Below are 14,323 nucleotides of genomic sequence, written 5' to 3' on the forward strand. Positions count from 1 at the left end.
CGTCGGTCTCCGCGCTCATGGCCGACCTCCCACGTCGGTCTCCGCGCTCATGGCCGACCTCCCACGTCGGTCTCCGTCAGGGCTGCCTGCGCGACCGACCACAGCCGGTACCCGAGCAGGGCGTGGCTCTCCTGGATCCGGTGGATGCTCTGCGAGCGGACCGTGATACAGAAGTCGAGGTGATCGGTCGCGGCCATCCGGCCGCCGTCGTGTCCGGCGAAACCGATCGTGAGCAGGCCGCGGGAACGCGCCTCGGTCAGCGCCGTCATCAGGTCGTCGGAATTGCCGGAGGTGGACAGGGCGATCGCCACGTCGTGCTCGTGGGCGTGCGCGATGATCTGCCGCGAGAAGATCAGGTCGAAGCCGACATCGTTGCCCAGAGCGGTCACCACCGCCTGGTCCGCCGCCAACGACCAGGCGGGTACCGCCCTCCCCCGCGCGGGCCGGCTGAACAGGGTCGCCAGGGTCGCCGCGTCGGTCGAGCTGCCGCCGTTGCCGAAGGTGTAGAGGCGTCCACCACGAGCAAAGCGCTCCGCCATGCGTCGGCCCGCCACGGCGATCGCCACCCCGTACTCGTCGAGCGAGACACGTTGCAGGCGAGCGCTTTCGGTCGCCTTCCCGCGAGCCGACGCGGCGAGGTCGCGCAGCAGCGCGGTGGCATCACGCTCTTGGGCGTCGATGAACGGGTAGAGGAAGTCGGTGTTCTCCGGCGCAGTGTTCGCCGTGTTCTCCGGTTCGGTGGTCACGGCTCCTCCCCACTCTCACGCGGCCCGGCCTCGAGGTCCCCGGTGTCGAGTCGCGTGATCGCCACCCCGCCGTGCACCAGCACCAGGTCGCCGGCGGCGACGCGGCCGAGCAGCGAGACGTCGACCTGCTCCTGCCCGTCCGCGGTGCGCACCGGCGCGGTCCCGGTGTCGTCGGCCACCCATACGACCTCGCCGAGCCTGCCCTCGTCGCCGCAGGTGACACACACCTCGTCGGTGCAGTCGGGAGCGGTCAGCAGCCCGGGATGTTCGAAGCACACGTGGGTCAGTTCCCACAGCAGGTGATAGAGCAGCACGAACCGGCCGGTAGCGGGCACCATCGGGTCGTCCGAGTCCACCCACAGCACGTGGGTGGCGGCGCCGGGCGCCGGGCGGGGGCCGCAGCCGATCCAGATCGTGTCGGCGCCCCACGCGGGGGCGCGCCGCACGATCTCGCGGACGGCCTGCTGGTCGGCGGAGGCAACGGCGAGGATCACGTCGCCCGGGCGGGTGGCGACGCGACACTGGGCCACGGGGTCCGGCTCCACCAGCGACACCGACGGCAGCGCGCGTTTGCCCATGATCACCGGGTGCACGAACTCGACCGCCACGTGGTGGGCGTGCGGTTCCCACTGCGGGGAGACCACCCACAGGGTGGCGCCGGCGTGGAATCGGCGGGCCAGGGCCAGCGCGGTGTCGGCGAGATCGGCGGCCAGTTCCGGCCCGATGGGGTCGGGGTCGGGGCCGGTTGTCCGGTCGGTCGCGGTCATCGCGCTCGCCCCCTTCCCTCGCGCTCCGCTACCCGGCTCCGCGCCCAGGCGGCACCGAGTGCGGCCTGGCCCAGCGAGAGACCACCGTCGTTCGGCGGCACCCGCCTGTGGGTGAGGACTTCGAACCCGTTGTCCTGCAGCATGCTTCGAATCGCGCTCAGCAGCACCCGATTCTGGAACACGCCGCCCGTGAGCCCTATCGTGTGCACCCCGGCCGCGTCGGCCGCCCGGGAGGCCAGCTCGGCCGTCCCGGCCGCCAGCGCGAGGTGGAAGCCCGCGGCGAGTGTCGCCGCGGGGATACCGTGCCGGACTCCGTCGACGAGGTGGGCGACGGTGTGCGTCCAGTCGAGTTCCTCGCCGTGCACCGCCCACGGGAGCGCCAGCGGGTCCGCGGCGCTGCGCGCCAGTGCCTCGAGCTCGATCGCGGCCTGCGCCTCGTAGCTGATCCGGTGCCGCACGCCCAGCACGGAGGCCGCCGCGTCGAATAGTCTCCCGGCGCTGGTGGTGCGCACGCAGCCGGCACCGGTGGTCAGTTGCGAGTCCACCAGCGCGCGCTCGTCCGCGCCGAGCGCGGTCGCGGGCGGCAGGTCGTCGATCTCGGTGATGCCTGCCTCCCGCAGCACGGCCAGCGCGACGCGCGCCGGGGTGCGCACCGCGATGTCGCCGCCGGGCAGCGGGAACTGGCGCAGGTGTCCGACCCGGCGGGCGTCGAGGGGGTCCGGGCCGACCAGCAGCAGCTCACCGCCCCACACCGTGCGGTCGCAGCCGTATCCGGTGCCGTCGAAGGCGATCCCCAGGACCGCGGTCCCGAGCCGCCGGTGCTCGGCGAGCAGGGAGGCGACGTGCGCGTGGTGGTGCGCGGCCGTGTGCAGGTCCAGGCCGTGGGCCTCGGCATGACGTTCGGCCCACTGCCGGGTCGTGTAGCCGGGATGCGCGTCGGCCACCACCACCTCGGGAGTGACCCCGTGCAGCGCGGTCAACTGCGCGACCGACGTCTCGAAGGCCCGCCTGCTCTCGACGGTGCCCATGTCCCCGAGGTGGGCCGAGCAGAAGGCGTAGTCCTGCCGCGTCAGGCAGAAGGTGTTCTTCACCTCGGCGCCCACCGCGAGCACCACCGGCGCCGATTCACCCAGCAGCACCGGCATCGGTGCGAATCCGCGGGAGCGGCGCAGCGGCAGTTCCGCGCCGTCGGCAACCGCGACCACCGAGTCCTCGCAGGGCACGGCGATGTCCCGGTCGTGCAGCAGGAACAGGTCGGCGATCGGTCCGAGCCGGGTCCGGGCGTCGTCGTTGTCGGTGCACAACGGTTCGCCGGACAGGTTGCCCGACGTCGCGACCAGCAGTCGCGGCACCCGGGCGTCACGGTCGGGCACCGGCGCGAAGAGCAGGTGGTGCAGCGGGGTGTACGGCAGCATCACCCCGAGTTCGTCGAGTCCGGGCGCGACCGCGTCGGCGACCACCGCGCCGGGGCGCGTCCGCAGCAACACGATGGGCCGGGCCGGGCCGGTCAGCACGGTCTCCTCGGCATCGGACAGCGCGCAGAGCGCGGCGACCGCGGCGACGTCCGGCGCCATCACCGCGAACGGCTTGCAGGGCCGGCGCTTGCGGTCCCGCAGACGCGCCACGGCCGCGGGGTTCGTCGCGTCGCACAGCAGGTGGAAGCCGCCGATCCCCTTGACCGCCACGATGTCTCCGGCGGCGAGGGCCGTCTGGACCGTGGTCAGCACCACGTCGTCGCCGTCGATGCGGATCCCGTCGCGTTCGGCGAAGATCCGCGGCCCGCAGTCCGGGCAGCAGATCGGTTGCGCGTGGTAGCGGCGGTCGGTGGGGTCGGCGTACTCGCGGGCACAGTTCGGGCACATCTCGAATCGCGCCATCGTGGTGGCCGGCCGGTCGTAGGGCAGGTCGGTGATCACCGTGTAGCGCGGACCGCAGTTCGTGCAGTTGACGAACGGGTGCCGATGGCGCCGGTCGGTGGGGTCGTGCAGTTCCCGCAGGCAGTCGGCGCAGGTCGCCACGTCCGGCGGGATCAGGGTGCGCGCACCGTCGGTGCGGTGGCTGTCCACGATGCGGAAGTCGCGCTCACCCCGTGGGGGTCGCGCCGCGCCGGTCACCTCGGCGAGCAGCGCGAGCGGCGGCGCATCGTCGCGGAGGCGGCGAGCGAACTCGTCCAGATCCGCCGCGTCGCCCTCGATCTCGAGGAACACCCCGCCGTCGTCGTTGCCGCAGTACCCGCCGAGGCGCAGCTCGCGGGCCAGTCCGGCGACGAACGGCCGGAACCCGACGCCCTGGACCACGCCACGGACCGTCAGGCGCCGTCGCTCGACCAGCGACTTCACGGCGAGGTCCCCGGCTCGTCACGCGGGCGGTGCCCCTGATCGTTTCGGGGGCGCCCGATCAGTTCGAGCCCGGCCATCGCCCGCTGCGCGCCGGCCTCGTCCACCCGGTCCATCGCGAAGCCCATGTGGATGACTATCCAGTCGCCCGGGCCGAGTTCGGGGTCGTCGAGCATGCCGATGTTCACTTTGCGCTGCTCACCGGCGACGTCGACGAGGGCGAGTTGCCCGGCGTAGCCGTCGAGCTTTCGGATCACCTGTCCCGGGATGCCCAGGCACATCGGTCAGCCCTCTTTCCCGCCGGCCGCGGCGACACCGACGGTGCCGCGGTCGTCGAGGAGCTTCAGGGTCCGGTGGACGGCGGCGACGGCGGGGTCGACGGCTGCGGCGACCGCGGGCGAGAGGCCGAGGGTCTCGGCGACGTTCGCGGCCTGGCACCCGACCACGACGGTGGGCGGCGGGTGCCCGCCGAGCGCGGCGAGGCCGGCGAAAACGGCTGCCGGGTCCATGGCGTGGGCGTCGAGGCCACCGCCGCCGCGGTCGGTGGTGTCGGCCTCGAAGACGCGCAGCGCACCCGGGTCGCCGGTGTCGGGGACGGCGTCGACGAGGACGAGGGCGTCCCACCCGTCGAGCAGGTCGTAGGCGAGGTGCATGCCGCGGATCCCGTAGTCCACCACACGGGTTCCGGGTGCGATCGTCTCGTGGGTGCCGGCCGCCAGCCGTCGCACGACCTCGGGGCCGAAGCCGTCGTCGCCGAGGAAGATGTTGCCGATGCCCGCCACCAGGATGCGCACGCGCAGGTCCTCACATCTTCCGGATCCGCAGGTACCGCTGGATGTCCGGCAGCGACTGCACCGTGACGGCGACCGCGGCGGCTGCGGCGGCGGCCAGGGCCAGGGTGGTCAGCTTTCCCATGAATCTCATGACTCCCCATTCCTTGTGATCGGCTCGAGCTCGTCGGGTGCGAAGTACAGGTAGCGCCCGTACCAGTCGTGGAGGTCGGCGGCCGGATCGTCGACGAGCACGACCCCGACGTGGGTGTCGCCGTCGACGTCGGCGTGCACGGTGGACACCCGCGCGATGCGGCCGGCGAAGAACAGGTCCTGGGCGTCGGCGCGGCGTGAGGGGTGCAGGCGCACCAGGCTGCCCTTGGCGACGCGCGCACCGCCGACGAGCACTCCGTCCGTCTCGGGTCGGACGCTGGTGTCGGCCTCGGGTGTCCACCAGTCGACACCGTCGGGCACGTCGGGAATCAGCCCGCCGTCACCGTGCGGGTCGCACACCGTGTCACCGTGCGGGTCGCACACCGTGTCACCGTGCGGGTCGCACACCGTGTCACCGTGCGGGTCGCGGAGGGTGCCGTGCAGGGCCTGCATGTCGGCGGGGGTCATCGTCTCGCAGCGGTCGACGATCCGGCCGGCGCGGGGATCGGTGGCGCGGGCCTCGGCCTTCTCGTCGTCGGTGAGGGTCAGGACCCGCAGGGTGAGGATCTCGTCGATCTCGGTGGCGTCGAACAGGTCCCCGCCGCTCTGGTCGGCGATCCGGGGGTGGTCGTACAGGATGATCGGCGACACCAGCATCGTCTCGGCCTCGCCGGGGGTGGCGGGGTCGTGGTCTCCGGCGAGGACCGGGAAGCAGCGCGAGTGCATGCAGCCGGTCGCGAGATCGGCGGCGTCGGTGGGTGGTTCGAGCAGCGAGACGAACCGCCCGGCGCCGGCGGTGACGATCAGGTGTGCGCCGAGCAGCGACCGACGCAACGCGTCGGTGGCGTCGCCGGGCGGCGCGCCGGTGTTCTCGACGGTGAGGTCCAGTCGCAGCGGGGCGCCGGAACCGTCCGGGACGGCGGTCTCCACGCGGAGCACGGCACACAGTGGCCACCGCCGGCGCAGCACGCGGCCGGCCGGCGTCCCGTCCGGCGCGGTGAGCGGTTCGACGTCGTCGCCGCCGGGGACGGCGATCGCGATCGTGTGCACCGCCGGTTCGGTCGTCACGGGCGGCTCGGTCGTCACGGGCAGGGGGCCGATGGGGACCTCGACCTCCACGGCCTCGTCCCAGCCGATCCAGGTTCGGTTCGCGACGGTCAGTTCGTCGACGGTGACGTGGCCGTCCCCGTCCCGGCGCTGCACCGTCCGTGTCTGCAGCTGCAGGAAGCGGAGCGCCACGTCGATCGTCGTGCCCGCGCCGAGTGTGCGCAGCACGCACTGCGCCGCCAGTGTCGGTTCCTCGCCGAATCCGGCCGCGGCGGCACCGGGCGGGCCGAGCACGCCGAACTGCCACCGCGAGTAGTTCTTACGGGAACTCGCCCGGTACGGGTAGAGCAGGTAGCCCTCGTAGAGCACGGCATCGGCGACGGCCCGGACCGGGTCCGGAGTGGAGCCCGCGGAACGACCGGCTTCCGGAGTGGCGCCCTTCACGACGCCACCTCCCCCGGTCCGCGCGCCGTGCTCTCGGCCAGCAGTGCGGAGACCGCCGCGTCGAAGTCGGTGTGACCGTGTGCGACCTTGTATCGGGTCAGCGCGGCCAGGGTGTCGTGGCCGAGGCGGGCGAAGCCGGTCGCGGGAAAGTGGGTTCGCACCATCTGGTGCCACACCGTCACCGGCATGTCGAAGCGGGCCTCGCGGTCCCAGGGCACGGGCTCGACGACCGTCCCGGTCGGCCCCTGGGTGAACACCATGCCACTGAACAGCAGCAGCAACGGCACCGCACCGTCGGGGAGAGCGTTCAGATACCGGGTCGCCGCGACCTCGAAGTCGTAGGTGCACGGCAGCGGCAGGGTTGTCTCGCACTCGTCCTGGAATCGGGGCACCATCGTCGCGGTCTGCAGCCACGAGAACGACGACAGTGTGCCGCCCCAGCGGTCGCGGGTGCCGAACAGGTCACCCAGGGTGTCGGCGGCGTCCGGCTCGTAGCGGCGACGTCCCGGTTCCAGACGCACCTGGCAGCGCAGCGCGACGCTGTGCACCGCCGCGCCGGTCGTTTCGCGGATGCGGATGCGGGCCACCAGGTTCGGGGTGACGGCATACGGTTCGGGCTCGATACGAGCGACCTCGAACTCCAGGGATGTCACGACGGGCCCCTCGCCGGGACGGGCCGGCTGCGCCGCGCGATCTCGGCGAAGTAGTTGTCGAGTTCGGCGCGGGCGTCGGAGCCGCCGTCGAAGCCGCGCCAGACGCGGCGCAGCCGACCCACCAACTCGTAGCAGGCGTCGATGGGCACCAGATGGCAGTCGGCGGCGCCGCGGCGGGGCGCTCGCAGGAGCAGTGCCTCGACGTCCGGCTGCGGGGTCACGAGCGACGGGTTGTCGGCGCGGACCCGCTCCCAGGTGTCGAGGGGCAGTTCCGATTCGGTCGCGCCGGCCGGTCCGGGGTAGAGCGCGACGGTCCGGCCGAGGACCGAGTTGTGGAAGAAGAACGCCAGGCCCACGGGGATCTCGAGGGCCGCCCACTGTCCGGAGGCCAGCGCGAAGTCCGGGAAGGACAGGTAACGCTCCGGCACCGCCCGGTAGTGCAGGTCCGCGTCCGGGTCGGTGAACAGCAGATAGCAGGGCCTGCACACGCACATCAGCTGCCGCGCCCGGACGTCGACGACGTGGGCGTGCCCGGCGCCGACACCGACCGCGCACATTTCGCAGCGCTCCCCGGCCGGGCGCGGCGCGGACAGTCGCTGCAGTACCTCGAACGGGGACGACATCACGGCACTCCGGCGGGCATCGCGACGGACAGCACCCCGTCCCGCACCAGGACCGGCACCGGGTCGAGGTGGTCGTCGGTGCCGGCGTCTATCCGTGCCCCGGCGCCGCGGACGTCGAAGTGCGCCGAGCAGTGCGGGCACCGCAGGACGGCGGCGCCGGCCAACGCTCCGCGGTGCAGCACCGCCCCGGCGAACGTGTGGGTGCATGCCGGGCAGCGGTCGCGGTAGGCGAGGATCTCACCGGAGAGACGACAGGCGAGCACCTGCTGTCCCGCGACGGCGAAGCCTCCCACGTCACCCTCGGCGAGCCGGTCGAGTTCCGGTGCCGCGCACCAGGTTCCCCCTGAGCCCGCGTGCACCCGGGTGAACAGTGCGTCGGCCGGGATCACCGCGGGATCCGGTTCGGCGGCCGTCTCGACCTCGAGTTCGGTGACCTCGGGCGCCGCCGCTCGCACCGCGTCCTGCACGGCGAGTTCGAGGGTCACCGCGGACGACGGGCAGCCGTGGCAGCTGCCCAGCAGACGCAGCCGGGCCACACCTCCACTGACCTCGACCAGTTCCACGTCACCGCCGTGCGATCCCAGATAGGGGCGCACCGCGTCGAGTGCGGTGCGGATCCGGGTCGGCGCGTCGTGCGGGTGCAGGCCGTGTACGAGCAGCAGGCTGGCTACGAGGTCGTCTCGGGCGAGTTCGTCCGTCAACTCCGGGTCTCGGGCCGCCAGGTCGCGGATCCTCGCCAGCCCCGCGCCGTAGAGGCCCATCACCTCCCGGACGAGGTCCTCGGCGCGTCCCCGGGCCGCCGGCCCGGCGGCGGAACTCGCGTCCAGCAACGCCTCGATTCGTTCACCCGACTCCCGCCACCGCTCCATCCGTCACTCCCCGGTGAGCGACTGGGTCGGCGAGTGCAGCTTCTCGAGGGTCTTCCCGCCACCGAGGTACATGTGCACCCCGCAGGGCAGGCACGGGTCGAAACTGCGCACCGTACGCATGATGTCGATGCCCTTGAAGTGCTCGCGGTCGTTCTCCTCGAAGATCGGCTGCCCCTGCACCGCGTCCTCGTACGGACCGGGGGTGCCGTAGCTGTCGCGGGGGCTGGCGTTCCACGGCGTCGGCGGATACGGGTGGTAGTTCGCGATCTTCCCGTCGCGGATCACCATGTGGTGTGAGAGGACACCGCGCACGGCCTCGGTGAATCCGCAGCCGATGCCCTCGTCGGGCACCTCGAAGGTTTCCCAGGTCTTGGTGCGGCCGGCCCGGATCTCGGTGAGTGCCTGCTCCGCGAAGTGCAGCGCACACGCGGCGGCGTATGCCTGGAAGTAGGTGCGGGCCCGGTTGCGTTCGAGGGTGTTGCTGCCGTGCTCTGGGATCTTCCACTCGAGGGTGACCGGTCCCTTGAGCGCGGTCTTGGGGAGGTTGATCTGCACGCTCGAGCCTGTGGACTTGACGTAGCCGATGTCGACCAGGCCGGCCAGCGCCGTCGACCACAGCCGGGCGAGGGGTCCGCCGCCGGTGTCGAGGGCGAGGTGATCGGTGCCGTCGAACCAGCGCGGCGACATCACCCAGCTGTACTTGTCCTCCAGGTCGCGCTTCTGCGGACGCGGGTTCGTGTGCTGGTTCCAGGGGTGACGTCGGTCCACCGGGTTGCCCAGCGGATCGGTCGCGACGAAGGTCTCCTGATCGGACCAGTCCTCGTAGTACGACGAGCCGAGCAGGATCCGCAGGCCGAGGTTGATGTCGACCAGCGAGGTGGTCACCAGTTTCCCGTCGACGACCACGCCCGGGGTGACGAACATCTTCCGGCCCCAGTCCTCCATGTCGCGGTAGGCGAAATTGCACGCCTCCGGGTCCTGGAACGACCCCCAGCAACCGAGGAGGGTACGCCGCAGGCCCACCTTCTCGTAGCCCGGCAGCGCCTCGTAGAAGAAGTCGAACAGATCGTCGTGCATCGGGACGACCTTCTTCATGAACTCGACGTAGCGCATGAGCCGGGTCATGTAGTCGGTCATCAACTGGACCGTCGCGACAGTGCCGACCCCGCCCGGGTACAGGGTGGACGGGTGCACGTGGCGTCCCTCCATGAGACAGAACATCTCCCGGGTCGAGCGGCTCACCTGCAGGGCCTCGCGGTAGAACTCCCCGGTGAACGGGTTGAGGGAACGCATGATGTCGGCGACGGTGCGGTAGCCGTGCTGGTCCTCGCGCGGGGCACGGGCGTTCTCGGCCTTCGCCAGGACACCCGGGTTGGTCTCGGACACCATCTTCTCGCAGTAGTCGACGCCGACCAGGTTCTCCTGAAAGATGTTGTGGTCGAACATGTACTCCGCGGCCTCGCCGAGGTTGACGATCCATTCCCCGAGGTGCGGCGGCTTGACCCCATACGCCATGTTCTGCGTGTAGCAGGAGCAGGTCGCGTGGTTGTCACCGCAGATGCCGCAGATGCGGCTGGTGATGAAGTGGGCGTCCCGAGGATCCTTGCCCTTCATGAACAGCGAGTACCCACGGAAGATCGACGAGGTGCTGTGGCACTCGGCCACTTGCTTGTTCTCGAAGTCGATCTTGGTGTAGATGCCGAGGCTGCCGACGATGCGGGTGATCGGATCCCAGGCCATCTCCACGAGGCCGCCGGAATCCGTCTGCTTGTGCGACGGCTCGGGGATGATCTCGGTCATCGATCTGCCTCTCGAGAGGTCGGTCTACCAGGTACGTACTGCTCCCGTTTCCAGCGTCGAGCCCGGGGTACGCCAATGCGGCTCGTCATCCAGCGTGCGAGCGGTGATGCTGCGCAGACGCCGAATGACCGATCCGTACACACCGGAGGCCGTACTCGAGAGCAGGCCACCGGGCGGCTCGTCCATGAACGGCATGAACTTGTCCGGGAAGCCGGGCATGGTGCAGCCGATGCAGATCCCGCCCACGTTCGGGCAGCCTCCGATGCCGCTCATCCAGCCACGCTTGGGCACGTTGCACTTGACGACCGGACCCCAGCAACCCAGTTTCACAAGGCATTCCGGGGATCCGTACTCGGTGGTGAACTCACCCTGCTCGTAGTATCCGCCGCGGTCGCAGCCCTCGTGCACCGTGGCGCCGAACAACCACTGTGGACGCAGCGCCTCGTCGAGCGGGATCATCGGGGCCTGGTCGGTGGCCATGTACAGCAGGTACGTCAGCGTCTCCGACAGGTTGTCCGGCTGGATCGGGCATCCGGGAACGCACACGATGGGGATGCCCGCCTTCGACTTCCATTCCCAGCCGAGGTAGTCCGGCACGCCCATCGCTCCGGTCGGATTGCCTGCCATCGCGTGGATCCCGCCGTACGTGGCGCACGTGCCCGCCGCGACGACCGCAGTGGCCTTGGGCGCGAGCCGGTCCAGCCACTCGCTGGTGGTGATCGGCTGACCCGTCTCCTCGTTGTTGCCGAAGCCGCACCAGTAGCCCTCGTCGTGCAGCTTCTCGTTGGGAATCGACCCCTCGACCACCAGCACGAACGGTTCGAGTTCCCCGCGGTCGGCCTTGCGGAACCATTCGAGGAAGTCGTCCGCGCCGCCCTCGGGGCCGCACTCGAAATCGATCAGCGGCCAGTGCACCGCCACTTTCGGCAGTCCCGGCAACGCGCCGAGCGCGATCTCCTCCACACTCGGTTGAGTGGCCGCGGTCAGTGCCACGGAATCGCCGTCGCAACTGAGCCCGGCGTTGATCCACAAGACGTGGATCAAAGTCTCTTCGGCCGCCTGAGCTTGTGATGTGGGCATGCCGACCACCTTTCGGAGCGCACAGCACTCCTACGTTCACTTCGCCGGAGTCGATCATCGAACTCCCTGCGCAACGCTCCTTCTATTAAGGCCCTCGTCGACGGTGGATGTCAACGAATCACGTGCTCGCCCCGCACCCGTCGGCCAGCCAGCGGTACCACCGGTCGAGACCTTCGCCGGTGGTGGCGGACAGTGCGATCAGCTCCACATCGGGATTGACCGATCTCGCGTGGCGCGTACAGGTTTCGAGATCGAAGTTCACGTACGGCAGCAGGTCCACCTTGTTGACGATCACCAGATCCGCGGCCGCGAAGATGTGCGGGTACTTCAGCGGCTTGTCCGTTCCCTCGGGTGTCGAGATGACCACCACCTTGGACCGCTCCCCGAGGTCGAACAGCGCCGGGCACACCAGGTTCCCGACGTTCTCCACGAACAGCAGTGTGCCCGAGGCCGGCTCGAGTGCGGCGAGCGCATCGTGCATCATCTGCGCGTCGAGGTGACAGCCGGCGCCGGTGTTGACCTGCACCACTGCGCAACCGGTGGAGCGGATGCGTTCCGCGTCGAGCAGGGTTTCCTGGTCGCCCTCGATCACCGAGATCTGTGTCGTCGCCCGCAGGTCACCGATCGTCCGTTCGAGGAGCGTCGTCTTCCCCGCCCCGGGCGAGCTCATCACGTTGACCGCCGTCACGCCCCGATCGTCGAGCCAACCGCGGGTACGCGCGGCGAGCAGGTCGTTCTTCGCGAGCACCTGCTGTTCGAGCATGACGGTCTCGGTCCGGGGCCGCGAATGGTCGTGCTCGTGGCCGTGGCCGTGGCCATGACCGTGGTCGTGCTCGTGCTCGTGCTCGTGACCGTGCTCGTGCTCGTGCTCGTGCTCGTGACCGTGCTCGTGCTCGTGCTCGTGCTCGTGCTCGTGCTCGCCGGGAACCGTCACACGCGGTCCCGCCTCCTCGCCGCAGCCGCAGGTGGCACACATCGCTTCAGCTCACTTCCATCGACACGATTCGCAGCTCCCGGCCCGACCGAACCTGGACATCGGCACTTCCGCAGGCGCACAACAGAATCGGATCGGACAGGGGAAAGTCCGAACCGCACGCGCGGCAGTGTCCCGCCCCCGCAGGGGTGTCTATGTCCAGCCGGGCGCCCTCGGCGACGGTGCCCGCGGTGACCAACTCGAAACAGAACTGCATCGAGTCGGGGATCACCGCGCACAGCACTCCGACCTCCACGCGCACGCTGTGCACGCGACGGTCGCCTGCGCGCTCGCACACCGCGTCCACGACGCTCTGCGCGATCGACAATTCATGCATCCGCGGCCCCACTCCACCCGATTTGCCGCTGGTGTCCACGATAGGCCCGACACCGGCACCGGTTACCCGGAATCGCCCTCCGGGTCTTCAGACCCGCGGGCGCGGGCGGCGATCACGCGGTAGTCGGCCCGCCGGTGCGCGATGTGCGAATCGACGCGCATGTGATCGCGCATCGTGGGGATGGCGACGGTGTCGTCCACTGCGACACCCCGTCGGACCAGCCATGCCTGCACCTCACCCCACAGCCAGGTCTGGCCCAGCGTGAGGTTGAACGGCAACGGAAACGGGTCCCCCTGGTGCCGCTGCCCGTTCACCCACAGTGCGACCGCCTGCCTCGTGCAGCCGGCGCGCTGCGCGATCAGCCGACGGTCCACCAGGTCCGGTTGCGTGCGTTCGACGTCGACGCCGAGCTCGCTGAGCCGTGCGACGAGGTCGATACCGGCCGCGTACCCGCGATACCCCGTTCCGCTCGCCGTGACCACCTGCAACGGGCCGTGATCCGCGATCACCCCACCGAGCTCGTCGCGCACCCGGTCCTCCACCCGCACGGGAAGAACCCCGGTGACGAACGAGTACCGGTACGCGCACATGTCGGGATCCACGCGCCGATCCTACTGTTGACGGCTGTCAACGCCCGGCCGACCGCTGCCGTCGGCGGGTTCCGGCACCCGCTCGCGCACCGTGCGCCCCTTCCGGCACAATCGAACACGTGACCGAATCCCTGCACGACTGGTTCGAGGAGTTCCTCGTCTACCGCAGCACGGCCAAGCCGTCACCGAACACCCTTCGGGCCTACCGGCAGGACTACCGGGCGGTGGCCGACTCCCTCGCCCGCGTCGCGGGCACCTCCGCCGCGCGGCTCACACCCGACGTCATCGACAAGGCGGCCCTGAGAACCGCATTCGCCGAGTACGCCGACACCCGGCAGCCGGCCTCCATCCGCCGCTGCTGGTCGACCTGGAACATGTTGTGCGACTTCTTGTTCGCCGCAGACGCGATCGTCGCCAATCCGATGTCGTCGGTGTTGCGTCCGAAGGCGCCGAAGACGGTACCCAAGGCGTTCCATGCGGACGCGGTCGAACGCCTCGTGACCACCCTGCAGGCCCCCGACGAAGGCGCCCGCGCGTGGCCGGAACGCGATCTCGCGCTGATCCTCACCGGCCTGCTGACCGGACTGCGCTCCGCGGAGTTGATCGCCATCGACCTCGGCGACCTGCGCGACGCCGCCGACCAGGCCAAGGTCATCCACGTCCACGGCAAGGGCAACAAGCAACGGGTGGTCACAGTCGAACCGGTCGTCGTCGACGTCCTCGGCGACTACCTGTCCAGCCGCGCGCAGCGGTTCCCCGGCACCGCGCGCCGGCGTGCGGATGCCGGGCCGTGGCAGCGCTTCGCGGCCTCGGACCCGATGTTCGTCGGACGCGACGGTTCCCGGATCACCCGAGGCACCCTCCAGTACCGCGTCGAGCGGGCGTACCGTCGCGCGGGGATCAACGGCGATCGCGCGAAAGGCGCTCTGGTGCACCAACTTCGACACACCTTCGCGACGGCGATGGCCGATCAGAACGTCAGCGTCTACACCCTGATGCGCATGCTCGGTCACGAGTCGATGACCACCACACAGCGGTACACCTCGGGTGCGGGCACCGAAGTCAGGGGCGCAGCGGCCCTGAACCCGGCGTACAACCTCGTGAGCCGCACGGCCGGGAACTGAACCGTCGGAAC

16 protein-coding genes are annotated in these 14,323 nt (G+C 70.5%); 1 reads left to right on the forward strand and 15 read right to left on the reverse strand.

Going from position 1 to position 14,323, the window contains the following annotated elements:
- Nucleotides 1–47: 47 nt before the first annotated feature.
- The 15 genes from ACWEPG_RS05710 to ACWEPG_RS05780 all read right to left on the reverse strand — a co-directional run bounded on the left by ACWEPG_RS05710 (nucleotide 48) and on the right by ACWEPG_RS05780 (nucleotide 13,200).
- Nucleotides 48–746, reverse strand: coding sequence for a D-sedoheptulose-7-phosphate isomerase (locus ACWEPG_RS05710; protein ID WP_452594033.1), 699 nt, complete (start codon nucleotides 744–746; stop codon nucleotides 48–50).
- Nucleotides 743–1,513 carry a HypC/HybG/HupF family hydrogenase formation chaperone gene (locus ACWEPG_RS05715; protein WP_452594034.1) on the reverse strand — a complete coding sequence of 257 codons (771 nt, stop codon included), beginning with the start codon at nucleotides 1,511–1,513 and terminating at the stop codon, nucleotides 743–745. The genes ACWEPG_RS05710 and ACWEPG_RS05715 overlap by 4 nt, the downstream gene beginning before the upstream one ends.
- Complete coding sequence (hypF, locus tag ACWEPG_RS05720) at nucleotides 1,510–3,852, reverse strand: carbamoyltransferase HypF (protein ID WP_452594035.1); 2,343 nt, start codon at nucleotides 3,850–3,852, stop codon at nucleotides 1,510–1,512. The genes ACWEPG_RS05715 and hypF overlap by 4 nt, the downstream gene beginning before the upstream one ends.
- Nucleotides 3,849–4,130 (reverse strand): HypC/HybG/HupF family hydrogenase formation chaperone, encoded by a 282-nt coding sequence (locus ACWEPG_RS05725; RefSeq protein ID WP_450113680.1) that lies wholly within the window; start codon nucleotides 4,128–4,130, stop codon nucleotides 3,849–3,851. Before ACWEPG_RS05725 ends, hypF begins: the two co-directional genes overlap by 4 nt.
- A gap of 3 nt (nucleotides 4,131–4,133) precedes the next feature.
- Nucleotides 4,134–4,649 carry a hydrogenase maturation protease gene (locus ACWEPG_RS05730; RefSeq protein ID WP_450113706.1) on the reverse strand — a complete coding sequence of 172 codons (516 nt, stop codon included), beginning with the start codon at nucleotides 4,647–4,649 and terminating at the stop codon, nucleotides 4,134–4,136.
- 4 nt (nucleotides 4,650–4,653) lie between these two features.
- A complete protein-coding gene (locus ACWEPG_RS05735; RefSeq protein WP_450113681.1) occupies nucleotides 4,654–4,773 on the reverse strand; it encodes a DUF6893 family small protein in 120 nt (39 codons plus the stop codon).
- Nucleotides 4,770–6,263 carry a hypothetical protein gene (locus ACWEPG_RS05740; protein WP_452594036.1) on the reverse strand — a complete coding sequence of 498 codons (1,494 nt, stop codon included), beginning with the start codon at nucleotides 6,261–6,263 and terminating at the stop codon, nucleotides 4,770–4,772. Before ACWEPG_RS05740 ends, ACWEPG_RS05735 begins: the two co-directional genes overlap by 4 nt.
- On the reverse strand, nucleotides 6,260–6,916 hold the full coding sequence (locus ACWEPG_RS05745) for a DUF6084 family protein (RefSeq protein WP_450113683.1): 657 nt from the start codon (nucleotides 6,914–6,916) through the stop codon (nucleotides 6,260–6,262). The genes ACWEPG_RS05740 and ACWEPG_RS05745 overlap by 4 nt, the downstream gene beginning before the upstream one ends.
- On the reverse strand, nucleotides 6,913–7,539 hold the full coding sequence (locus tag ACWEPG_RS05750; RefSeq protein ID WP_450113684.1) for a DUF5947 family protein: 627 nt from the start codon (nucleotides 7,537–7,539) through the stop codon (nucleotides 6,913–6,915). Before ACWEPG_RS05750 ends, ACWEPG_RS05745 begins: the two co-directional genes overlap by 4 nt.
- Complete coding sequence (locus ACWEPG_RS05755; RefSeq protein ID WP_452594037.1) at nucleotides 7,539–8,408, reverse strand: NifU family protein; 870 nt, start codon at nucleotides 8,406–8,408, stop codon at nucleotides 7,539–7,541. The genes ACWEPG_RS05750 and ACWEPG_RS05755 overlap by 1 nt, the downstream gene beginning before the upstream one ends.
- Before the next feature lie 3 nt (nucleotides 8,409–8,411).
- Entirely contained in the window at nucleotides 8,412–10,208 is a 1,797-nt protein-coding gene (locus tag ACWEPG_RS05760; protein WP_452594038.1) for a nickel-dependent hydrogenase large subunit, read from the reverse strand.
- 24 nt (nucleotides 10,209–10,232) lie between these two features.
- Complete coding sequence (locus ACWEPG_RS05765; protein ID WP_452594039.1) at nucleotides 10,233–11,288, reverse strand: NADH-quinone oxidoreductase subunit B family protein; 1,056 nt, start codon at nucleotides 11,286–11,288, stop codon at nucleotides 10,233–10,235.
- Nucleotides 11,289–11,406: 118 nt separating this feature from the next.
- Nucleotides 11,407–12,264, reverse strand: a complete 858-nt coding sequence (gene hypB / locus ACWEPG_RS05770) for a hydrogenase nickel incorporation protein HypB (RefSeq protein ID WP_452594040.1) — start codon at nucleotides 12,262–12,264, stop codon at nucleotides 11,407–11,409.
- Nucleotides 12,265–12,268: 4 nt separating this feature from the next.
- Nucleotides 12,269–12,598 carry a hydrogenase maturation nickel metallochaperone HypA/HybF gene (locus tag ACWEPG_RS05775; RefSeq protein ID WP_450113689.1) on the reverse strand — a complete coding sequence of 110 codons (330 nt, stop codon included), beginning with the start codon at nucleotides 12,596–12,598 and terminating at the stop codon, nucleotides 12,269–12,271.
- Nucleotides 12,599–12,660: 62 nt separating this feature from the next.
- On the reverse strand, nucleotides 12,661–13,200 hold the full coding sequence (locus ACWEPG_RS05780) for a hypothetical protein (protein ID WP_452594041.1): 540 nt from the start codon (nucleotides 13,198–13,200) through the stop codon (nucleotides 12,661–12,663).
- A gap of 107 nt (nucleotides 13,201–13,307) precedes the next feature.
- Here ACWEPG_RS05780 and ACWEPG_RS05785 point away from each other — a divergent pair, with 107 nt between their 5' ends.
- Nucleotides 13,308–14,312, forward strand: a complete 1,005-nt coding sequence (locus ACWEPG_RS05785; RefSeq protein ID WP_452594042.1) for a tyrosine-type recombinase/integrase — start codon at nucleotides 13,308–13,310, stop codon at nucleotides 14,310–14,312.
- Nucleotides 14,313–14,323 lie beyond the last annotated feature (11 nt).

The sequence above is a fragment of the Rhodococcus sp. NPDC004095 genome, assembly GCF_053604015.1.